Genomic DNA, 22,379 nt, shown 5'->3' with positions numbered 1-22,379 from the left:
TTATAAATTCTAAACAAACTCCATGTTAAGCAGGAAGCATAAACTATTTGTATTAAAAATTGTGAGTTTGTTCTCTGTGGTTAGAGGTTATAATATTCCTATTATTGCTTTAGCTCAATATTTGTCGGCTATTTTTATATTGGCACCAGAGAAAAGAGCTTTGTCTATTTTACTTGATTTTCAGATTTTTATAATCGTTTTGGCGTCAAGTTTGACTATAGCTTCTGGGTATATTATCAATAGTTTTTATGACAGTAAAAAGGATTTGATAAATCGCCCCAATAAATCACAATTGGATCGTTTGGTAAGTCAAAAAACGAAGCTCCAAGTCTATTTTAGCCTTAATTTTTTCGTGGCTTTAATAGCTTTTTTTGTTTCTTTTAGGGCCGTTATGTTCTTTTCAGTTTATATTTTCCTGATTTGGTTTTATTCCCATAAAATAAAAAGATACCCTCTTATTGGAAATTTGATGGCAGCATTTTTGGCAGTTCTTCCTTTTTTTGGAATTCTGCTGTACTTTTATTTAAAAATGCCATTGTATGAAATTGAAAATAATAGTGGTAAACTCGCTGTTATTGTTTCGCATGCCGCTTTCTTGTTTTTGTTAATTCTAATTCGGGAGATGATAAAAGATCTTGAAAACTTAAAAGGAGATTTAGCTAATGATTACAAAACAATCCCTATTATTTACGGCGAAGGTGTTTCTAAGAAAATAATTACTGGATTGACGCTGCTAACCGTAATTCCCGTTTATTTTTTGATTAATGTTTATGATGTTGGGTATATGGATATTTATTTTTATTGTGGTTTTATAATCATGATTTTTTTCTTGCTTTATTTGTGGAAATGGCAAACAAAAGAAGGATATGTAAAGCTTCACAATGTATTGAAGTTTCTCATAGTACTAGGCGTTTTTTGTATCGTTTTGATTAATCCAAGTGTTCTGTGGCATGGTAAAAAAGTATTGATGACTATTTAATTTTTTTCAGGTGATTAAATACTATTTACTAATCTTGTTGTGATTAACATTCGTTTAATTAAGCAGTTAGCTTTTTCTAATTACCAAAAATCGTTTCCCAATGATATAAATAGTATCTTTGCAGCAAATTATAGAATATTATGAACAATAAGGAAGGCAATAATAAAAGAAGTGGTGCTAGACCAACAAGCTCTAGACCAAGTTCGAATAAGCCAAAACCTGCGATGCAAAAAAGGGCACAAGGGCCAAAAAAAGTAAAAACAATTGTAAAAGTTGCCGATACTACTGATAAAGTAGAGAAAAAACCAAATCAAGCGCCTAAAAGACCTAAAGTAAAAGATGAAATTCGTTTGAATAAATACATCTCAAATTCAGGGACTTGCTCTAGACGTGATGCTGATATTTACATTCAATCAGGAAATGTAAAAGTTAATGGTATTCCTGTTACCGAAATGGGTTATATGGTAAAACCAGGTGATGTGGTTAATTTTGACGGAGTGGTTTTGACACCGGAGAAAAAAGTGTACATCTTATTAAATAAGCCTAAAAATTTCACCACAGCACTTGATGAAGGTCAAGAATATCGTAATGTTTTAGAACTGGTTAAGGGTTCTACCAATGCGAAAATTGGACCAATAGGTAGAATGGATAAAAATACAACGGGACTTTTGTTGTTTACCAATGATACGGACATGATTCGTAAATTTACATTACCGAATCAAAAATCTTCCAAAATCTATCAGGTTTCTTTAGATAAAAATTTAAAATTTGAAGATTTAGAAAAAATAAACAAAGGACTTGTTCTTGATGGACACCGCGTTTATGTAGAGGATGTCAGCTATATTGAAGGAGAAGCAAAGAGTGAAATTGGACTTCAATTGAGATCTGCAAATGTAAAAGTAGTGCGTTCCATTTTTGAACATTTCAATTATGATGTTCTTAGAATTGACCGTGTGGCTTTTGCAGGATTAACCAAGAAAAATTTACCTCGAGGGAATTGGAGACTACTGACAGAACAGGAAATTATCAATTTGAAGAACGTATAATTTTTTATAAAATAACTTCAAAATCCCTTGCATAACAAAATGTAAAGGGATTTTTTAATTTTAAAAACAAACAGAATGACAGCAGAAAAATTGCAATCCATAGCTTTTAAATGGTTTGAAGCTTTTAACAATCATAATTTGGAACAATTATTATCACTTTATGATGATGAAGCAGAACATTTCAGTCCAAAATTAAAAATTCGTAAGCCAGAAACGCAAGGGTTAGTAGTTGGAAAAGAGTCTTTAAGAGCTTGGTGGCACGACGCTTTTGATCGTTTACCAAGTTTGCACTATAAAGTGACGTCTTTAACGGCTAATGCTGATCGTGTTTTTATGGAATACATTCGCACAGTTGACGGTGAAGAAGACATGCTTGTTGCTGAGGTTCTTGTGGTAAAAGAAGACAAAATTGTTGCTTCGAGAGTTTATCATGGATAGTAATTGAAACAATTTTTACTATTTAAAAATCCCATTTCGCTAAAAAAGTGAAATGGGATTTTTTTTGAAAAAAGAGTAAAAAGAAAAAGAAAAATTAAGGTGTTAGTACCTAATTATAAAATTACGAAAACGTTAAACCTATGAAAAACAACTAAATTAGTTCCTTAAAAAACAGTTCTTTAATAAATATAATTACTTTTAAAATTCATTAATAATTTAAGCAATTATTAAAAAGTCTAAGTTTAAAAGGTAAATAATAAAAAAATGAGATTAAAAATTGCACTACTGCTATTTTTGAGTTTTCTGACTTTTGGAGTTAGAAGTCAAAATACGAACTCTGAAATAGATAAGAAAGTCTCCGAACTACTTTCCAAAATGAGTACCGAAGAAAAAATTGGCCAAATGACACAAATTACCATTACTTCTTTGGAGGCCAAAGGAAAACCAGGAGAATTTGATCTGCCAAAATTAAATGAGGCGATTCAAAAATATCATGTTGGATCTATTTTAAATGTGCCAAATCCAGGGGCGCCTACTATTAAAAAATGGAATGAAGTAATTACAACCATCAGTAGTGAGGCAAATAAAACGAGATTGAAAATTCCGGTATTGTATGGGATAGACGCTATTCACGGTTCGAGTTATACGGCTGGTGCAACATTGTTTCCGCAGCAAATTGGAATGGCAGCAACATTCAATACTGATATTGTAAAGAAAGGTGCTGAAATCTCGGCCTATGAAACAAGAGCTTCTTCCATTCCTTGGGTTTTCTCACCCGATTTGGATTTGCCAAGAAATCCAGCCTGGTCAAGAATGTGGGAGTCTTTTGGTGAAGACGCCTATTTGTCAAGCCGAATGGGCGAAGCGATGGTAAAAGGTTTTGAAGGGAATGATGTTGGGTCAAAATATAATGTGGCTTCCTGTATGAAACATTATATAGGATACGGTAGCACAACAACTGGAAAAGACAGAACTCCAAGTATTATTCCTGAGCGAGTTTTGAGACAGTTTGATTTGACTATTTATCAAGCAGCTATTAAAGCGGGTGCCAAAAGTGTAATGGTTAGCTCAGGTGAAATTAATGGAACTCCAGTTCATGCCAGCAAATACTTAATTACTGATGTTTTGAAAAAAGAATTGGGTTTTCAAGGAGTTGTAGTTACCGATTGGAAAGACATTATTTATCTCTATACCAGACATAAAGTTGCCGAGAACAATCGTGAAGCGGTCAAATTATCTGTTTTGGCAGGAATAGATATGAGTATGGTTCCCGAAGATTATAGTTTTTATGTTGATTTGTTGGATTTGGTGAACAAGGGAGAAGTGCCAATGTCAAGAATTGACGATGCTGTAACCAGAATTTTGAAAATGAAATTTGAATTGAATTTGTTTCAAACCACAGTTGCCAATTTGAAGGATTATCCAAAGTTTGGCTCTCAAGAGTTTATAGATGCTTCATACGATGCAGCGGCTGAGTCAATCACATTGTTAAAAAACAACAATGCAGTATTACCATTAAATAAAAGCGAAAAAGTATTGCTAACTGGACCTACAGCCAATAGTATGAAGTATTTGAATGGCGGTTGGTCTTACAACTGGCAGGGAGAAAATTCAGATACTTATGCTGCAGACAAAATGACGATCCTTGAAGCATTACAAAATAAAATTGGCAAAGAAAATGTGTTGTATACGCATGGGGCAGATTTAGCAAATTTTGATGATGCAGAAATTGCAAAAACGATTGAAATGGCCAAGGGAGTATCTAAAATCATTCTATGTCTTGGTGAGAAAAACTATACTGAAACACCCGGCGATATTAGTAATTTGTACATTACCGCTTCACAATCCAAGTTGGCTTTAGCGTTGTCTAAATTAAATATACCAATTGTTTTGGTGTTGACCGAAGGAAGACCAAGATTGATAAGTGATTTTGAAGAAAACATGAGTGCCGTAGTACAGTGTTATTTGCCTGGAAATGAAGGAGCAAGAGCATTAGCGGATATATTGTACGGGGAGGTGAATCCTAGTGGAAAGTTGCCGTATAATTATCCTAGATATCCTAATTCATTAGAAAAATACAATCGAAAATACACAGAAAGTTTAGGAGATGATGAGCAAAATAATGATGCCAAATATGAAAAAAGTTATTCGCCTCAATTTGAATTTGGAACAGGTTTATCTTATACAACTTTTGCATATTCGAACCTTAAAATTGATAAACCCGAAGTAAGTAATTCGGATGACTTAAAGGTTTCTGTTGAAGTAAAAAACACTGGAAAAGTAAGTGGAAAAGTGTCTGTTTTGCTCTATTTGTCAGATAAAGTGGCAAGTATTACACCTGAAGTTAAGGCGTTGAAACGATTTGAAAAAATTAATTTGGCTTCTGGCGAAAGCAAAACAGTAAGTTTTACTTTGAATCAAAAAGATCTTCAATTTGTAAACAATGATTTGAAGTGGATTTCGGAAAAAGGAACTTTCAAAATTCAAATAGAGGGACTCACACAAGAGTTTACATTAAAATAGGTTTAATTAGTTAGAAGAAAAATGGTAACGGTCTTAGGATTGTTGCCATTTTTTATTTTATAAAAACCTTGTGAACTTCTGTAGCTAGAATTTGAAAATTTTATTTAAGAAATGAGGTTTTGAATTGGTTTTTATCGATGCATTTGAATCGGCGTGAGCATCTTCATATTCAAAATTTGAATATCCAAGAAGCACCCTGATACCTTCGGGAACATTGTGCAGTATTATTTTTTTTTGTGAATTTAAATCGTTTTGGATAATGGTCGATTTTTGTTTTTCATTTACAAAATGAGATAATATTATCATTACTGCAAAATTTAGAATAGCTCCCGCTGTTTCACTTTTAATGCCAACCTCGTTTGATATCATTTCTGAGATACGTCCTTTTTTGGATGAGAAAATCAAATTCAATGGAACAAAACCTTCTTGTTCAAAAGAGTAATTTATTGAAGAAATTTTTCCGTTTTCAAATTCAGTGGTTTTATAAAATTCAGTAAAAGTTATAGAATCAATGATTTTATCATATAAAATGGAGTTCTCCATTATATTCTCGAGGCCAATAAGAACGGTGCAAATACTGGTGTCAATAGATTTTCTCAATAATATTTCATTTTCTTCAAATTTTTTGCAAAATATTGAAATTAATGGAGAAGTGATAATGCTTCGTAGTTGAAGAAGTAAAATGGGGGTCATATTCTATCTTTTATCAAGCAATTTTATTTATATTGGTTTTAAATAACCGACAAAACGATTTATTTTTCCGATTATCTGATAAATATATAAAAAATATAACAAAAGACAAGAAAAACATTTTTTTTTGTAAAAAAAATGTTTTATACAACAATAACCAGTGCTATTGGTCATTATTTTTTATAGTAACGGTTTATTATAAATTGATTCTTTGGATAATATAATGATGAAATTAATCTAGATGATCAGGGAAAAAAGTATTCATAATAGAGGTGAGTCCCTCTGAAGTAAGAACCTTATTTTGGAAACCTGAAATTGCAGGAAGTTTTGCTGCTTTTTCTTTGTCATCAGGGTTAAGCGAACTGGTGAGCATTACAATTACAATCTTTTCTTTTTGATTTTTATCCAATTTTGAAAAGGCTTCGGCAAATTCCCATCCATCCATTACGGGCATATTGATGTCGAGTAAAATCAACATGGGTTGTGGAAAGATACTATCTGATTTTTCATATTTTCCAGTGTTCGTCAAGTAATCTAATGCTTGTCGACCATTTAAAGCAGTTTCGATATGGTCCGTTATTCCTGCTTTTTTAATTAACATTTTACTGATGAAATTGGTTGCCACATCGTCATCGACCAGCAAAACAGAATTTAATTTTTTCATATTAGCGATTATTTGTTTTTTAAGGGCGGGATGCTGTTTTTATTTCGGGATGGTAAAATAAACAATTGTACCTTGACCAAATATTGATTCGACCCAAATAGAACCTCTATGCAAGGCTACAATTTTTTTGCAAATTGCAAGACCAATTCCTATTCCAGGATATTCATCCCGGTTATTGAGACGTTTAAAAATGATAAAGACTTTTTCTTTGTTTTGTTCCTCAATTCCGATTCCATTATCTTCTAGAGCAAACTGCCAATTGTTTCCAACTTGTTTTGCAGTTATATTGATGGTTAAATGGATTTCTTTTTTTCTAAATTTTATTGCATTTTCTATTAAGTTTTGAAACAGCTGAATCAATTCTACATAACAACCTTGTACTTGAGGTAAATCATCAAATGTGATTTGTGTTTCTGTTTTTTGAATGATATCCGATAAAGTTGAAATAGCCTCATTTACTATTTCTTTGCAGTCTACTTTTGTTAATTCAATTTGGCTTCCAATTCTGGAATAGTCCAATAATCCTTTAACAAGTTTTTGCATTCTATTAGAGGACTCCAAAATAAAATCCAGATATTGATTGATGTTTTCATTGGTGTTCTTTGGGAAATCTGCTTTGATGAGTTCTGAAAAATATTTTAGCGTAAGCAAAGGCTCTTGTAAATCATGTGATGTGATATAGGCAAATTGTTCCAGCTCTTTGTTTTGAATTTGTAATTTTTGGTTTTGATTTGCAATCTCTTTTTCATGTTCCTTTCTTTGTGTGATGTCTTGTACAATGGCGTCTATGTGATGTTTGTTTCCATTATTGTCAAAAATCATCTTGCCGCTTAGAGAAATATGTTTTATTGCTCCTGATTTTGTTTTAATTAATTTTTCATAATTATTTAAAATGAATTGTTTATTTATAAGCTTGATAGCAGCATCTGGCTCCTCGTCATCTGTTTGTAGCACTTTTGTTGGCCTCCCTATTAGTTCTTCTGGAGTATAACCTGTAATGTCTTTGATAGAGGGACTTATGTTCCAAAAAATGCCATTGGGATTAGTTTGAATAATTACATCCGGGATATTTTCAAATATGTTTCGATATTTTTCTTCACTTTTTATCAAAGCTTCCTCAGCTTTTATTTTATCAGTAATATTAGTTGAAATAACTGTGGCTCCTATAATCTCATTGTTTTGATTAACAATAGGACTAGTCCTTAACTCCCAATAACTGTTATTGACATCAAAATTTCTTATTGTGGTAATACTCTCTCCCAGAAAAACTTTGTTTAAGACAGTTACTGCTTCATCAAGTTCTTCTTTGTTAATCAGGCAATCCTGAAGTTTCATTCCCAAAATAATGTCTATACCATTCATGATTTTCATGTTATGGCGATGTAGATTATTAAAACTTAAATATTCATAATTTAGACCTATAGAGTAAATACTAATATCTTTAGGGCTTTCAAGGGTAGATTCAAGTAAAGTTTGATTTTCACGAAGATTTTTTTCGCTTTTTTTAATTGAATCTTCAGCCTTTTTTCGTTCAGCGATAATTCCTGCTAAAAAAAGACTGCAAATGGTTATTACACTCAAAAACAGATCCAAAAATAAAATTGAATCGTTAACGTATTCTTCATTAAAGGGTCCAATCCCTTGAACTGTTGTTATAATGGCAAACAGCGATATTATTATGATAATGAGCGTAGTGATTTGAATTTCAAAGCGATAGGCAGACCAGAACAATAAGGGTAAGATGAGGTATTTTAAATCGTGATATTGAAAGAATACGCCGAAACATAATAAAATGGTTGCTAGCCCATAGAGTGTTAATTCTAAGAAATTAAAATTATTTTTATCGAAAGAATCTTTTAAAAACCAGGATAGCATCAAAGGAGTAATTAAAATGATACCAATTGCATCACCAAGCCACCATGTTTTATAAGTGTACCAAAATTGTTCTACAGAAATTGAACCGTAAAGTCTCAAGCTAATGACTCCAATAAGAGATGTAATCGTAGAATAAACGATTGGTCCTAAAATAAGTAATGCCAATACATTTTGTCCATTTTTTAATGGATGCTCTTTTTGACACAAACTAGTGACGATAATTGTTCCTGTAATTGAAGCCACTACAGTTCCTATTGAAATAAAAAAACCTAGAGGAAGGTGATTTAGAAAATGTGTTTTATCCAGATTTGCAATGTCTATATTAAGGAATATATTTGAATAAAGTGAGCCAATCCAGATACCGATCAGTGCTTTGTGTCCCAAAATCAATACCGAGGCAAAAGCAAAGCCTGCAGCAAAAAATATTGGACTAACAGTTCCAGAGTTGATTGTTATTAAAAAGCTTGTTTTAGAAAGTAGAATATATAATGTGGCAACCACAAGAACAGCAATTGGAGTTGACCTTAGTATTGAAGGTTTTGTATATAAAGAAGTTAATGAATTAATTGATTTCATTATGTTTTCTATTAATATCAGCTACTCAAAATTAATAAGATTTGTCGTAATATGTTGATAATAAGGGTAATTATTTTATAAAAAAAATAATTTATATTTCTAAAATGTAAGTTTGTTGGTATGAATTTATGAAATTTCGATCTAAATTTCATAAATGGGAGCGTTTTTTTATTAATGTCTTTGTAGTAATTTTTTCTGTTTTTTGGAATTCAATAAAGAATTACTACTGTATGAATTTGAATTTAACGTTTTTGTTTTCAGTTAAATAAATGAAAATTGGACGTTTTTGGAAAGATGTGAAAAACAAAAAACCCACTCGTTTGAGTGGGTTTTGTGGTACCTCCAGGGATCGAACCAGGGACACATGGATTTTCAGTCCATTGCTCTACCATCTGAGCTAAGGTACCGTACTTATTTTTTCACTTTGCTGCTATTTGTGTAGGAGTTCTGTGAACTTGTTTGCGGGTGCAAATATAGAATCTTTTTTAAATTAAACAATACATTTTTAAAAAAAAATCTATTCGTACCTTAGCATTTTTAAAAAGGATACTATGGTTTTAACTATTGATATAGGAAATACAAGAATAAAAGGTGCTGTTTTTGAGGGTTATAACACGGTAGAGTTTTTCGTTTTTTCTAAAGACGAAATTCAGGAAAAAATTGAGGCTATTTTAAAAAAATATAAAAAAGTCATGTATTTGGTTGTGGCTTCTGTCGGAAATGTAGATAAAAATTCGTTTTTGTATTTTCAAAAAAAACTTCATGTATGGTTTGTTTCCCATGAAGATGGTTTTCCTTTTGTTAATAATTATGCTACTCCAAAAACTTTGGGAATAGACAGGATGGTACTGGCGGCCGGTGCAACCTTACAGTTTCAAGGCAAAAATCGATTAATTATAGACGCGGGAACTTGTGTGACCTACGATTTTGTAGATGAAATGGATGTATATCATGGAGGAGCTATTTCCCCAGGTTTGCGTTTGCGATACGAATCGTTGCACAATTTCACCGAAAAACTACCTTTGCTTACTGTAGAGAGTCCTAAAAATTTCGTTGGAGATTCAACGGCGGAAGCAATCCATTCTGGAGTTGTAAATGGATTGGTCTATGAGATTAATGGTTTTGTCGATGAATATCAATCAAAATACTCAAATTTTATAATAATTTTAACGGGTGGGGACACAGAATTTTTGGCTAAACGATTAAAAAATACCATATTTGCCAATTCAAATTTTCTATTAGAGAGTTTGAACCAAATTTTTCAATATAAAATAGAAAATGATTAAAAAAATTATTGTTATTGCATGTTTCTTTTTTTCACTAATGTCTAATGCTCAAAGTGGATCTGCCTCTCCTTATTCTTTTTTCGGAATTGGTGAATCCAGATTTAAAGGAAATCTTGAAAATCGTTCCATGGGAGGTTTAAATATTGAGCAAGACAGTCTTCATATTAATATTTTGAATCCTGCTAGTTTCGCGAGTATTAGGTTCACTACTTTTACGATAGGAGGAAATTATACCTCTACTAGTCTGAAAACTGATTCTAAAAAGGAAAATGCACAAAGAACAACATTGGATTATTTGGCTGTTGCTTTGCCGTTAGGGAAAATTGGTGTTGGATTTGGATTATTGCCTTATACTTCGGTAGGATACAATATTCAATCGACAAGTTCAGATCCAAATGGAGCAAATAATGTAATGAAGGGAACAGGTGGTTTAAACAAAGCTTTTTTTTCATTGGGGTATACAATTATTCCCAATTTAGTGATTGGTGCCGATATGCAGTATAATTTTGGAAGGATTAATAATTCAAATTTAGAATATATTACAGGTGTTGCAATAGGGACTCAGGAGGTGAATAAAGCTGATTTGAATGGTTTTACTGCTAATTTTGGAGCAATGTATAAGTACAAAATCTATAAAAAAACAAATTTGTATAGTAGTTTTACATACACTCCTCAAAGTAAATTGTCTTCTAGCAATAAGAGAACTATTTCTACGGTAAATTATAATTCTAATTTTGACGTAGGTGTTATTGATGCCGTGGATGAAAGAGAGATTAGAACGGATTTGACCATTCCTGAAAAAATCTCTTTTGGTTTTGGTGCCGGTCAAACTAAAAAATGGATGATAGGAACACAAATGGTTTTTCAAAACGTTGGGAAACTAGCGTCTGATTATAATACTTCAAGTAATACAACTTATGGAAAATATTCAAGTTACAGCTTGGGAGGTTATTATGTTCCGAACTATAATGTTTTTTCTAAATACTATCAAAAAGTGGTATACAGAGCTGGTTTGAAATTTACAAAAACCGGAACTATTGTCAATTCAGAAGAAATAAACGATAAAGGAATAACCTTAGGTTTTGGATTGCCAATTTCAGGTAGTTTGTCCAATATGAATGTTGGTTTAGAATATGGACAAAGAGGTACAACTGCTAAAGGATTAGTTCAAGAAAATTATTTTACTTTTGCAGTGAGTTTCTCTCTTAATGACAAATGGTTTGGACACAGAAAAATTGACTAACTTATAGGTCAAATAAATCTGTTTCCCTAATTGACATTCTATTATGACTTTCTATTATGACTTTCTATAAAAAATATATTCTGTTTTTTTTGCTGCTAATTATTGTTATTAGTATGGTTTTGGGGTGTGAGAGTAATTTTAAGGAAGTTCAAAAAAATGATTATTCCGAATTTGTTCCCAGTGGTGATGCTGACAATGTGAATTTAAAATACACTGATTCCGGAAAAATAAAATCCATATTGGTGAGTCCCAAAATGTTTGATTATGCCAATGTTGATTTTGCATTTACAGAATTCCCTAAAGGTGTTGACGTAACAATTTATGATGAGAAAGGCAAAAGAACTTTCATTAAATCTAATTATGCAGTTTCCTATAAACAAACCAATATTATAGATTTACAAGGAAAAGTAAAAATCACTTCGGAAGCAGGGCAAATGCTCGAAACAGAACAATTGTATTTTGATCAAAAAAACCAATGGTTTTATACTGAGAAAAAATTTAAATTGACAGATGCGAAAGGTGGTTCGACTGGGCAGGGAATTGATTTCAGTAAAGACTTTAAAGTCGTGAACTCGCAAAGAATAGAAGGAGAGATTGAATCTTCAGAATAATAAAAAATAAAAACAACATGAATTTCTTAAAATATACCTCATACCTTTACTTAGCTTTTGGAATCTATTTTCTTTATGAAGGATATTCAAAATGGAATACTAATGAATCTCCTGTATTGTATTTGATTATTGGATGTCTTGCCATTTTTATGTTTTTCTTTAGAAGAAACTTTGCCAAAAAATTTGAAGATAGAAATAAACAATCCTAAATACTATGGAAGTAAGTATCATAATATTGTGTTTAATACTATGTGCTTTTTTTTCAGGAATGGAGATAGCCTTTATCTCATCGAATAAAATATATTTAGAATTAGAGAAAAAACAAGACAGTTTTCTTTCCAAAACTCTTACCAAGCTTACCGAGAAACCTTCAAAATTTATCGCTGCAATGCTAATTGGAAACAATATTGCACTTGTGGTTTATGGTTTTTTTATGGGCGAATTGTTAATGGAATGGTTGTTGCTTTTTGATTTGCATTTTTCCAATTTTACAAGTCTTTTGATCCAAACTGTAATTTCAACGTTTATTGTTTTAATAACGGCTGAATTTCTTCCAAAGGTGTTTTTTCAAATTTATGCCAATTCACTGATTAAGTTTTTCGCGATTCCGGCCTATGTTTTCTATAGATTGTTCTATTTTATTTCTACTTTTTTGATATGGATTTCCGATTTTGTTTTAAAAAGATTTTTTAAAACGGATGGAGACCAAGTACAGCTTTATTTTAGTAAAGTAGAATTGGGAAACTATATCAACGAACAAATGAGTACGGTTGAGGACCACGAAGAAGTAGATTCAGAAATACAGATATTTCGTAATGCGCTGGATTTTTCGGGAGTAAAGGCTCGGGATGTTATGACGCCAAGAACCGAAATTGCCGCGCTAGAGGTGGATGAATCGCTGGAGAATCTCAAAGAATTGTTTATAGAAACGGGGTATTCAAAAATGGTAATTTATCAAAATTCACTTGACGATATCATTGGTTATGTTCATTCTTTTGATTTGTTCAAAAAACCTTCAAGTATTAAGGAGATTGTTATTCCAGTAGAGTTTATTCCAGAAGCTATCTATGTAAAAGATGCTATGAGTTTGCTGACCAAAAAACGAAAAAGCGTTGCGGTGGTTTTGGATGAGTATGGCGGTACATCAGGAATTCTGACTATTGAAGATATAGTGGAAGAGCTATTTGGTGAGATAGAGGATGAGCATGATTTGGATGAAGAATTGACAGAAAAAGAGCTTGAAGAAGGTGTTTTTTTATTCTCTGCCCGTTTTGATGTCGAATATTTGAACCAGACTTACAAACTGGCCATCCCAGAAAGTGATTCCTATGGTACGCTTGGGGGATTCATTGTCAATTTTACTAAGGAAATTCCTGAAAAAGGAGATGAGATTACCATCGAAAACTATCATTTTGTAATAGAGGAAGCCACAAATAAGAAGATTGAATTGGTTAAAATGACTATCAAAGACTGAGATTTTTTTTTTAATTTAAAAAAAAACAAAAAAAAAACAGTAGTTCTATAATTATTAATTAGATAATTGTATTTTCGCAAACAAAATTTTAAAATAAACAATAATATACAATGGCAGTTTTATCAAAAATTAGACAACATTCCGCGATAATGATTGGAGTTATTGCTCTAGCATTATTCTCATTTATAATCCAAGATCTTTTTACGAAAGGAAATTTTGGTAAGAGTTCAAAGGATGTTGGAAGCATCAATGGAAAGGATATCGCATTTGAAGACTTTAGAGTAAAAGTAAGCAATGTAGAAAAAAGTGGGCAAGGAATTTCTTCAACAGAAGCGTCTAAACAAGTGTGGGATCAAGAAGTGACTGTCGCTTTGCTTTCTGCCGAATTTGATAAATTAGGATTAAGAGTAGGTGAGAAACATATTCTGGATATCCTTAAAGCAGATCAAAATATTGGTAAAAACCCAATGTTTTTGAATGCTGCCGGTATGTTTGATGTTGTGAAATTTAAAGAATATTTCAAGTCAAATCCAGAGCAAGCACAATATTTAAAAGAAAGAGAGAAAAGCGCTGAATTGAATGCTAAATTTCAAATCTATAATACCTTAGTTAAAGCAGGTATTTATACTACTGAAAGTGAAGGAAAATTCAATTACGAAATGGGAGCTAACAAAGTAAACTTTGCTTATGTTGCCGGTTTGTTTTCTACAATAAAAGATAGTGAAGTAAAAGTTACTGATGCTGATATTTTGGATTACATGAAAGCGAGTCCAAAAAAATTCAAATCTGAAGAAACTCGTAAAGTAGAATATGTTCTAATTGAAGATAAAGCATCTCCAGCAGATGTGAATGAAGTTAAAACAAAAGTTAATTCATTATTGACAGGAAGTGTGGTTTACAATCAAGCAACTGGTAAAAATGATACTTTAGCTGGTTTTAAAAATACTAAAAATGTGATTGAATTTGTAAATTCAAATTCTGATGTTCCTTACGATTCTTCATATGTTGCCAAAAAAGATCTTCCTGCAGTTGATGCTGATAAATTGTACAACTTAGCTCCAGGAGAAGTTTACGGACCTTATGTTTTTGGAAAATACTACTGTATTTCTAAGTCTTTAGGAAGAAAAGCTGGAGTAAATGCAAAAGCTAGTCATATCCTTATTAGTTATGAAGGAACTCAAGTTCCTAATAAAAGAGAGAAAAGAACTAAAGAAGAAGCTAAAGCTAAAGCTGAAGAAATTTTAGCTCAAGTAACTGCAAATCCAGATAGTTTCTTGATGTTGGCTTTCACTAGTTCAGATGATTCATCTGCTCAACAAGGTGGAGATTTAGGATATTTTGGACAAGGTCAAATGGTAAAACCTTTCAATGATTTCGTTTTCAATAATGGTATCGGAAAAGTAGGTTTGGTAGAAACTCCATTTGGTTACCATATCATTAAAATCACTGACAAACAGGACGGAATTCGTTTGGCGACTGTAGCTCAAAAAATTGAAGCCTCTGAAGCTACTTCTGACAAAGTGTTTACACAGGCAACTAAATTTGAAATGGATGTTGCTGATAAAGATTTTAATAAAGTAGCAAAAGAGATGGCTCTTACTGTGTCACCAGCTGTTTCAGTGAAAGCAATGGATGAGAATTTTGGTCCTTTAGGAAACCAAAGAACGATCGTTAGATGGGCTTTTGAAAAAGATACTAAAGAGGGTGCTGTAAAAAGATTTGAAGTAGCTAATTTAGGACACGTAATTGCAAAAGTTAAAACTATTGATAATTCTGGATTAGTTCCAGTTGATCAAGCTAGACCTTATGTAGAGCAAATTCTTAAAAACAAGAAAAAAGCGGAATTATTAAAAGCTAAAATGAGCGGAAGTTCATTGGAAGCTATCGCAAAAGCTATTGGTACAACTGTACAGCAAGCTACTGATGTTACTTTGGAAAATCCAGTTTTAACAGGTGGTGTTGGTCAAGAGCCAAAGGTGGTAGGAAATGCATTTGCATTGGCTGCTAATAAAGTATCAGCTCCAATTGAAGGAGTTACTGGAGTTTATGTAGTGAAAAACATAAGCACTGTTAAAGCGCCAGCTTTAAAAAGCTACGCTGACAATGTAAATAAATTAAAAGCTCAAAGTGCTTCTGAAATAAACAGAGTATTACCTGCTTTAAAAGAAGGTGCTGATATTAAAGACAACAGAAAAGATTTTAATTACTAAGAAGTAATTTTCAAACATAAAAAACCCGATACTTATAAACTGCAAGTATCGGGTTTTTTGTTTTATGGATTTTTGGCTTAGAATTGGTAGTTGATTTCTAATGCTGAATTTTAGTCAAATATTATAATATCATTTCACTATAAGGAATAATAGTCTCAAATCCTTTGTCTATAAAATAAGAACTAGGATTTTCTTTTGAAATGACCATTACAAAATCACCTCCCCATGCTCCAAGACTTTTTATGGTTCCGTTAAAATCGGGGAACAAGGATTCTTTTACGGTTTTTGTTTCAAGAATGGAACTCAGCTCTTTTTCATGATTTTCCAACGCTTGTGCAAAAGTGTTTTCGTCTTTTGCGTTCAAAACGATTTCGGTAAGTTGATTGATAATTTTTTTGGTGTCTTCTAAATTGTTTTTTTTCTCTTTATAAGAAGCAATGGCGTTTTTGCTATTTTGTTTTTGGTTGAGGTAGACAAAGTATAGATTTTCTGAGAATGCTGGTTTAAACTTTACTTTTTCAACAATTGGTTTGCCTTGTTCAAGATGATATAGAATAGGGCAATCGTTTTGTGCACAGGCAATATCATAACCACTGCCTCCAAAACTGTTTTTAAGCAACGTGAAGGCATTAATATTAAACCACTGAGCAATATTATTTATTAATGTTGAAGAGGTTCCTAATCCCCATTTTTTTGGAAAATCCAATTGTGTAGAAACAGTATATCCCTCCGAATTTATAATTGTATTTGGATTTAATTGATAGGCAGATCGCAAAATGGTAATTAAAGTATTTTTTACAGATTCTTTTTCAAAAGGAGTGTTAGAAATAATTGCCGAAAACGGAATGATGTCTTCAAACCAAACACTTTCATCTGCATCATGACTTTTCCATTTTATTTCTTGGTTATCAGTTTTTTCCACAATAAGGTTTTGTCCAAATTTTGTGGGTAAGGCCAATGCTTTTGCACCATCAAGAACGAGATACTCCGCTGTTAACAAAAGTTTTCCGTTGCTGTAAAAAGTTTTTTTCATTGTTTCTTGGCTCATATAACTTTGTCAAAGTTTAAGGCGAATTATTTTCTTAAATATTCAATAAAATCAACTACAGCGCTATGAGAAACAACATGGTGCTTAAAGTGTTTTTTGATCAAATGACGTTCTTCATCATTGGCTTCAAACTGATTCAGGATGTTGTTCAAATGCATTTTCATGTGCCCTTCCTGAATTCCGGTTGTAGTCAATGATCGCAATGCGGCAAAATTCTGTGCCAATCCGGCAACCGCGACAATTTGCATTAATTCTTTGGCTGATGGTTTTTCAAGCATTTCCAATGATAATTTCACCAAAGGATGAAGTGATGTCAATCCACCAACCGTCCCTAAAGCCAAAGGAATTTCCAACCAAAAACTAAAGACTCCGTTTTCTGTTTTGGCATGAGATAAACTCGAATATTGTCCGTCTCGCGAAGCATAGGCATGAACACCTGCTTCTACGGCTCTAAAATCGTTTCCTGTTGCGAGAACAACAGCATCGATTCCGTTCATGATTCCTTTGTTATGGGTCACAGCACGGAAAGGCTCCACTTCGGCAATTTGAACAGCCTGTATAAATTTGGCGGTAAACTCGTGTGGATTTTCAATATGTTTCTCAGCCAAATCTTCTATTGGGCAGGAAACTTCTGCTCTTACGATACAATTTGGGACATAATTGGAAAGAATACTCATCACCACCTGCAAGTTTTTTTCTTCTTCCGAAAATAATGCACAGGATAGCGCCTCTTCCTGCAGTGTTTGTGCAAATTGTTCCAGGCAGGAGTTAATGAAATTAGCGCCCATACTGTCGACCGTTTCAAAAGTAACGTGGAGCTGATGGTAGTTCGGGAGTAAATCGGTTTTGTCTTTTAGAACTATATCCAAAATTCCCCCACCTCTTTTCTGCATATTTTTGGTCAAATGTTCTGTTATTGTAAACAATTTGGATTTTAATTGAGCAAAGAATGAAGTCAGTTTGGATTCATCGCCTTTGTAGATAAAATGTACCTGTCCAATTTTTTCTGTATTGATAACAGTTGTCTTAAATCCGCCTCGCGTGGACCAAAATTTAGCCGCTTTCGATGCTGCTGCAACAACAGAGCTTTCTTCAATGGCCATTGGAATGGTGCTATATTTGCCATTAATAAGGAAATTGGGGGCAACACCCAGGGGAATATAAAAATTTGAAATTGTATTTTCTATGAATTCATCATGTAGCTTTTGAATTTTTTCGTCAGAATTCCAGTAGTTTTTAAGCAGTGCTATGGCTTCACTTGGAGTTGAAAAATAGTGATTGGCAATCCAGTTTATTTTTTCTTCTTTGGATAATTTAGAAAATCCAGCAACAGCGTTGTTCATAGGTATAAATTATAATTGTCGCAAAGATACACATTCCATTTTATTGCTTTTTTCAAAATGAGTCTGTATTTCGAATTCGATTCATTTATAGAGAATTGACTTTTTGAGATTTAATATAGAATGGAGTTATACAATAAGAAATTTTGTATTTGTTGTAAAGTATTAAATACTACAAAATCAATGGAAAGAATGATTGTGCTTTGCTTGATTACTGTAAAAATATTCAATAAAATTGTTAAAAATAATTTTTTATAACATTTAACAAGGCAAAAGTGTTTTATTTATAAAATTTTCACTAAAATTGTCGCTTTTATAACTTAATCCATATTATGTAACGGGTATGACATTAAATTAGTAGAAATACTAATTATGATATATAAATTACATGTTCCAAAAGGAAATAAATTTACCTAAATATGAATTCGAATAAGATTACTGCCTTACTTTTCTTTTTGTGTGTTACTGTATTTGGACAACAAAAAATAACCGTTGATGAAATTTATACAGGCGCTTTTCGTGCCAAAGGAATGGACGAATTGCAATCAATGAAAAATACCAATCAATACACGGTATTAAATTCTGACAGAGCAACTAAAAGCATGCAAATCGACCTTTATGATTTTGCAACCCTAAAAAAAGTGTCTAACCTTATCGATACTAAGAATTATAAAGAACTTGCAGACGGAATTGATAGTTATACTTTTGATGATTCAGAAAAAGAGATATTAATTGCATGTCATTCAAACAAAATTTTCCGCCACTCTTTTACAGCGGATTATTTTTTATATGATATAGCTGCCAAAACCCTAACAAAACTTTTTGATTTCCAGGTTCAAGAGCCGACTTTTTCTCCAGATGGGACAAAAATAGCTTATGCTAAAGAAAACAATTTATATGTTTATGACATAGCTTCAAAAAAATCAACTGCAGTTACTACCGATGGAAAAAAGAATGCTATAATTAATGGAATAACGGATTGGGTTTATGAAGAAGAATTTGCTTTTGTTCGTGCTTTCGACTGGAGTAAAGACAGCAAAAAATTAGCCTATATCCGTTTTGATGAAAGTGCAGTGCCGGAATTTTCAATGTCGATTTTTCAAAAAAGTTTATATCCAACAGTTGAGACTTTTAAATACCCTAAAGCAGGAGAAAAAAATTCTTTGGTTTCATTGCATTTGTATAATGTAGATTCTAAAGCTTTAATAAATGTGGATTTAGGAAAATATAATGATTTTTATATCCCTAGAATAGAATGGACAAATGATGCCAATGTTTTATCTGCAAAAGTTGTAAATCGTCATCAGGATAATCTGGATTTATTATTCGTTGATGGAACTACTGGCGCTGCCAAAGTTGTTTTTAATGAAACAGAAAAAGGATATATCGATTATATTGACACAGATAATCTAACTTTCCTGAAAGATAATAGTTTTATTTGGACAAGTGAAAAAGACGGTTTCAACCATATTTACCTTTATGATAAAACCGGAAAACTGAAAACTCAAATTACAAAAGGAAACTGGGAGGTTACTTCATATTACGGTTTCGACGAAAAAACAAAAACCATTTTTTACCAATCTACTGAAAATGGATCTATTAACAGAGATGTTTATCGTATAGGATTAGACGGAAAAAACAAAGTTCGTTTGTCTAAAAACACTGGAACAAATGCGGCGACTTTTAGTCCTAATTTCCAATTCTTCATTAATACTTTTTCAAGTGCTTCTCAGCCTACTATCTATACTCTAAACGAGTCAAAAACAGGGAAAGAAATTCAGGTTATCGAAAATAATCAGGCTCTTGCAGCAAAATTAGGAGGTTACAATTTGCCGTCTAAAGAGTTTTTTGTTTTAAAAACCGCTAAAGGAAACGAATTGAATGCTTGGATGATTAAACCAAAAGATTTTGATGCTTCAAAAAAATATCCTGTTTTTATGTACCAATATTCAGGTCCAGGATCTCAACAAGTTAATAACGATTGGAACGGAGCCGATGATTATTGGTTTATGATGTTAGCACAACAAGGATACATTGTAGCTTGTATCGATGGAAGAGGAACTGGTTTTAAAGGTGCCGATTTCAAAAAAGTAACTCAAAAAGAATTAGGAAAATACGAAGTTGAAGATCAAATCGATGCTGCAAAAGTTATAGGGTCTTATCCTTATGTAGATGCTTCAAGAATTGGAATTTTTGGTTGGTCTTATGGAGGGTTTATGGCATCTAACTGTATTTTTCAAGGAGCCGATGTTTTCAAAATGGCAATTGCAGTGGCACCGGTAACAAATTGGCGTTTTTATGATAGTATTTACACAGAAAGATATATGCAAACTCCACAAGAAAATGCAAGCGGATATGATACTAATTCACCAATTAATCATGTTGAGAAATTAAAAGGAAAATTCCTTTTGATTCACGGTTCTGGGGACGATAATGTGCATGTGCAGAATTCTATGCAAATGATGGAAGCTTTAATTCAGGCCAATAAACAATTTGATTCTCAGATATATCCAGATAAAAATCACGGTATTTACGGAGGAAAAACTAGAATTCAGCTGTATACCAAAATGACTAATTTTATCAAGGAAAATTTATAAACCAAATCACAAAACAAATACCAAAAACAAAAATGACAGAAACTCAATCGAAAACAGCACATCCAAAAGGACTTTGGGTGTTATTTGGAACCGAAATGTGGGAACGTTTCAACTTTTATGGAATGCGGGCTTTATTAACCTTATTTTTAGTAAACTCTTTGCTAATGAAAGAGGAAGAAGCTTCATTAATCTATGGAGGTTTTCTTGGTCTTTGTTATTTAACTCCCATGCTTGGTGGCTTTGTAGCCGATCGTTTTTTAGGCAACAGAAATTGTATTTTATTAGGAGGGTTATTAATGGCAATTGGACAATTGCTATTGTTTACCAGCGGAAGTATTTTTGACGCTAATTTGGGTTTAGCAAAATCCGTAATGTATTGCGGATTGGCAGTTATTGTTTTTGGTAACGGATTTTTCAAGCCAAATATTTCAAGTATGGTGGGAAGTTTGTATCCTAAACAAGAAAAAACAAAACTGGATACGGCATTTACTATTTTTTATATGGGGATTAATATTGGAGCTTTTTTAGGTCAATCAATTTGCCCATTGTTGGGAGATGTTGTTGATACAGGAGGAGTGAGAGATGTTCATGCTTTTAAATGGGGATTCTTGGCAGCTTCGATTGCAATGCTTTTAGGAACAATTCTTTTTTATGTTTTAAAAAATAAATATGTTGTATCTCCAGAGGGAAGACCATTAGGTGGTTTACCATCTAAAAATATTGCATCTGATTTTGAAGAAGGAGAAGCTCAAACGGCGAGTTTTTCTAAAAAAGCTTTAATTACTGCAGCTATTTCATTTTTGGTTTTAGGTGCAGTCGTTCATTATGTTTTTGATCAAAATTTAATTTATACTCTAATCTATTCAAGTGGATTGGCATTGGCTGGTTTAATTATTTCAGATTCGTCTTTAACTAAAATTGAAAGAGACAGGATTATTGTAATCTATATTGTTTCATTTTTTATAATTTTCTTCTGGGCTGCTTTTGAGCAGGCAGGTTCATCGTTGACTTTTATTGCCAATAACCAAACCGACAGAAATTTCTTTGGATGGCAAATGCCGCCTTCGATGGTTCAGATTTTCAATGGAATGTTTGTTGTTTTTCTTGCCGTTCCGTTTAGTGTATTATGGGATTATTTGAGATCAAAAGATAAAGAACCAATATCACCAGTAAAATTAGCGATGGGCTTAGTACTGATTACTGTAAGCTTTTTTATGATTGCTACTCAAGTTTCATATATCGGAACTTCTGGTTTATTATTGGTAAAGTGGCTTATCTTGTTATACTTTTTAAACACTTGTGCAGAGTTGTGCTTGTCTCCTATAGGATTATCATTAGTTGGTAAGCTATCTCCAAAACGTTTCGCATCTTTACTATATGGTGTGTTTTTTCTATCAAATGCATCAGGTTATGCTTTAGGTGGAACATTAGGTTCTATTTTGCCGGCTACTGGTGACAAATTTAATAAAGCAAAAGAACTAGGTATTGATTTACAGGCCGTATTGGATAAGAAAATTGTACTTACGACAGAACAAGCTCAATTATTAGACGCTAACCAAATCATGGATCATAATCCAATTTTCGTTGGTTTCGAAATTCACAATTTATATGAATTTTTTATGGTATTTGTTGTGTTAACTGGGATTGCAGCAATTGTTTTATTTGCACTAACTCCATTTTTGAAAAAAATGATGCACGGTGTTAGATAATTTACTAAAATAAAATAAACTAAAAACATCATCTTTTTGATTCAGTCAAGGAGATGATGTTTTTTTATTT

17 protein-coding genes and 1 tRNA gene are annotated in these 22,379 nt (G+C 32.4%); 12 read left to right on the top strand and 6 right to left on the bottom strand.

Features of this window, described 5'->3' with window-relative positions:
* Nucleotides 1-22: 22 nt before the first annotated feature.
* From DOS84_RS16360 to DOS84_RS16345, 4 genes are all read left to right on the top strand, one after another.
* Entirely contained in the window at nt 23-979 is a 957-nt protein-coding gene (locus tag DOS84_RS16360; protein WP_111411181.1) for a geranylgeranylglycerol-phosphate geranylgeranyltransferase, read from the top strand.
* A gap of 140 nt (nt 980-1,119) precedes the next feature.
* Entirely contained in the window at nt 1,120-2,025 is a 906-nt protein-coding gene (locus DOS84_RS16355) for a pseudouridine synthase (RefSeq protein ID WP_111411180.1), read from the top strand.
* A gap of 75 nt (nt 2,026-2,100) precedes the next feature.
* A complete protein-coding gene (locus DOS84_RS16350; protein WP_111411179.1) occupies nt 2,101-2,463 on the top strand; it encodes a nuclear transport factor 2 family protein in 363 nt (120 codons plus the stop codon).
* 264 nt (nt 2,464-2,727) lie between these two features.
* Nucleotides 2,728-4,986 carry a glycoside hydrolase family 3 N-terminal domain-containing protein gene (locus DOS84_RS16345; RefSeq protein ID WP_111411178.1) on the top strand — a complete coding sequence of 753 codons (2,259 nt, stop codon included), beginning with the start codon at nt 2,728-2,730 and terminating at the stop codon, nt 4,984-4,986.
* A gap of 84 nt (nt 4,987-5,070) precedes the next feature.
* Here DOS84_RS16345 and DOS84_RS16340 read toward each other — a convergent pair whose 3' ends face one another.
* The 4 genes from DOS84_RS16340 to DOS84_RS16325 form a co-directional block, all read right to left on the bottom strand.
* Nucleotides 5,071-5,679 (bottom strand): hypothetical protein, encoded by a 609-nt coding sequence (locus tag DOS84_RS16340; RefSeq protein ID WP_124020656.1) that lies wholly within the window; start codon nt 5,677-5,679, stop codon nt 5,071-5,073.
* A gap of 229 nt (nt 5,680-5,908) precedes the next feature.
* Nucleotides 5,909-6,340 carry a response regulator gene (locus DOS84_RS16335; protein WP_111411176.1) on the bottom strand — a complete coding sequence of 144 codons (432 nt, stop codon included), beginning with the start codon at nt 6,338-6,340 and terminating at the stop codon, nt 5,909-5,911.
* 39 nt (nt 6,341-6,379) lie between these two features.
* Complete coding sequence (locus DOS84_RS16330) at nt 6,380-8,791, bottom strand: MASE1 domain-containing protein (RefSeq protein ID WP_111411175.1); 2,412 nt, start codon at nt 8,789-8,791, stop codon at nt 6,380-6,382.
* A 334-nt stretch (nt 8,792-9,125) separates the two neighbouring features.
* Nucleotides 9,126-9,198, bottom strand: a tRNA-Phe gene (locus tag DOS84_RS16325).
* A 144-nt stretch (nt 9,199-9,342) separates the two neighbouring features.
* On the opposite strand from DOS84_RS16325, the gene DOS84_RS16320 reads away from it, so the two are divergent.
* From DOS84_RS16320 to DOS84_RS16295, 6 genes are all read left to right on the top strand, one after another.
* A complete protein-coding gene (locus tag DOS84_RS16320) occupies nt 9,343-10,077 on the top strand; it encodes a type III pantothenate kinase (protein WP_111411174.1) in 735 nt (244 codons plus the stop codon).
* The gene (gene bamG, locus DOS84_RS16315) at nt 10,070-11,320 is read left to right on the top strand and encodes a BamG family beta-barrel-assembly machinery protein (RefSeq protein ID WP_111411173.1); all 1,251 of its coding nucleotides are present in this window, start codon (nt 10,070-10,072) and stop codon (nt 11,318-11,320) included. The genes DOS84_RS16320 and bamG overlap by 8 nt, the downstream gene beginning before the upstream one ends.
* Before the next feature lie 56 nt (nt 11,321-11,376).
* Nucleotides 11,377-11,931 (top strand): LPS export ABC transporter periplasmic protein LptC, encoded by a 555-nt coding sequence (lptC, locus tag DOS84_RS16310; protein ID WP_111411172.1) that lies wholly within the window; start codon nt 11,377-11,379, stop codon nt 11,929-11,931.
* A gap of 17 nt (nt 11,932-11,948) precedes the next feature.
* Nucleotides 11,949-12,140, top strand: coding sequence for a hypothetical protein (locus DOS84_RS16305; RefSeq protein ID WP_111411171.1), 192 nt, complete (start codon nt 11,949-11,951; stop codon nt 12,138-12,140).
* Between the two features lie 5 nt (nt 12,141-12,145).
* Nucleotides 12,146-13,405, top strand: coding sequence for a hemolysin family protein (locus DOS84_RS16300; protein ID WP_111411170.1), 1,260 nt, complete (start codon nt 12,146-12,148; stop codon nt 13,403-13,405).
* A gap of 110 nt (nt 13,406-13,515) precedes the next feature.
* Entirely contained in the window at nt 13,516-15,615 is a 2,100-nt protein-coding gene (locus DOS84_RS16295; RefSeq protein WP_111411169.1) for a peptidylprolyl isomerase, read from the top strand.
* Nucleotides 15,616-15,736: 121 nt separating this feature from the next.
* On the opposite strand, the gene DOS84_RS16290 is transcribed toward DOS84_RS16295, so the two are convergent.
* Both DOS84_RS16290 and DOS84_RS16285 read right to left on the bottom strand, forming a co-directional pair.
* On the bottom strand, nt 15,737-16,648 hold the full coding sequence (locus tag DOS84_RS16290) for a GYDIA family GHMP kinase (RefSeq protein ID WP_111411205.1): 912 nt from the start codon (nt 16,646-16,648) through the stop codon (nt 15,737-15,739).
* A 41-nt stretch (nt 16,649-16,689) separates the two neighbouring features.
* Nucleotides 16,690-18,006, bottom strand: a complete 1,317-nt coding sequence (locus DOS84_RS16285) for a hydroxymethylglutaryl-CoA reductase, degradative (protein WP_111411168.1) — start codon at nt 18,004-18,006, stop codon at nt 16,690-16,692.
* Nucleotides 18,007-18,422: 416 nt separating this feature from the next.
* Here DOS84_RS16285 and DOS84_RS16280 point away from each other — a divergent pair, with 416 nt between their 5' ends.
* Both DOS84_RS16280 and DOS84_RS16275 read left to right on the top strand, forming a co-directional pair.
* Complete coding sequence (locus DOS84_RS16280) at nt 18,423-20,600, top strand: S9 family peptidase (RefSeq protein ID WP_111411167.1); 2,178 nt, start codon at nt 18,423-18,425, stop codon at nt 20,598-20,600.
* Between the two features lie 32 nt (nt 20,601-20,632).
* On the top strand, nt 20,633-22,309 hold the full coding sequence (locus DOS84_RS16275; RefSeq protein WP_111411166.1) for a peptide MFS transporter: 1,677 nt from the start codon (nt 20,633-20,635) through the stop codon (nt 22,307-22,309).
* Nucleotides 22,310-22,379: the final 70 nt, after the last annotated feature.

It is taken from the genome of Flavobacterium aquariorum, assembly GCF_003254745.1.
In the GTDB taxonomy this organism is placed as follows: Bacteria; Bacteroidota; Bacteroidia; order Flavobacteriales; family Flavobacteriaceae; genus Flavobacterium; species Flavobacterium aquariorum.
Note: the sequence above shows the minus strand (reverse complement) of the source record. Positions and strands in the feature narration are given on the sequence as shown.

Bases quoted from the DNA above. Each gene is read 5' to 3' on its own strand.
- DOS84_RS16360 (WP_111411181.1), top strand. From the start codon at position 23: ATGTTAAGCAGGAAGCATAAACTATTTGTATTAAAAATTGTGAGTTTG.
- DOS84_RS16355 (WP_111411180.1), top strand. From the start codon at position 1,120: ATGAACAATAAGGAAGGCAATAATAAAAGAAGTGGTGCTAGACCAACA.
- DOS84_RS16350 (WP_111411179.1), top strand. From the start codon at position 2,101: ATGACAGCAGAAAAATTGCAATCCATAGCTTTTAAATGGTTTGAAGCT.
- DOS84_RS16345 (WP_111411178.1), top strand. From the start codon at position 2,728: ATGAGATTAAAAATTGCACTACTGCTATTTTTGAGTTTTCTGACTTTT.
- DOS84_RS16340 (WP_124020656.1), bottom strand. From the start codon at position 5,679: ATGACCCCCATTTTACTTCTTCAACTACGAAGCATTATCACTTCTCCA.
- DOS84_RS16335 (WP_111411176.1), bottom strand. From the start codon at position 6,340: ATGAAAAAATTAAATTCTGTTTTGCTGGTCGATGACGATGTGGCAACC.
- DOS84_RS16330 (WP_111411175.1), bottom strand. From the start codon at position 8,791: ATGAAATCAATTAATTCATTAACTTCTTTATATACAAAACCTTCAATA.
- DOS84_RS16320 (WP_111411174.1), top strand. From the start codon at position 9,343: ATGGTTTTAACTATTGATATAGGAAATACAAGAATAAAAGGTGCTGTT.
- bamG (WP_111411173.1), top strand. From the start codon at position 10,070: ATGATTAAAAAAATTATTGTTATTGCATGTTTCTTTTTTTCACTAATG.
- lptC (WP_111411172.1), top strand. From the start codon at position 11,377: ATGACTTTCTATAAAAAATATATTCTGTTTTTTTTGCTGCTAATTATT.
- DOS84_RS16305 (WP_111411171.1), top strand. From the start codon at position 11,949: ATGAATTTCTTAAAATATACCTCATACCTTTACTTAGCTTTTGGAATC.
- DOS84_RS16300 (WP_111411170.1), top strand. From the start codon at position 12,146: ATGGAAGTAAGTATCATAATATTGTGTTTAATACTATGTGCTTTTTTT.
- DOS84_RS16295 (WP_111411169.1), top strand. From the start codon at position 13,516: ATGGCAGTTTTATCAAAAATTAGACAACATTCCGCGATAATGATTGGA.
- DOS84_RS16290 (WP_111411205.1), bottom strand. From the start codon at position 16,648: ATGAAAAAAACTTTTTACAGCAACGGAAAACTTTTGTTAACAGCGGAG.
- DOS84_RS16285 (WP_111411168.1), bottom strand. From the start codon at position 18,006: ATGAACAACGCTGTTGCTGGATTTTCTAAATTATCCAAAGAAGAAAAA.
- DOS84_RS16280 (WP_111411167.1), top strand. From the start codon at position 18,423: ATGAATTCGAATAAGATTACTGCCTTACTTTTCTTTTTGTGTGTTACT.
- DOS84_RS16275 (WP_111411166.1), top strand. From the start codon at position 20,633: ATGACAGAAACTCAATCGAAAACAGCACATCCAAAAGGACTTTGGGTG.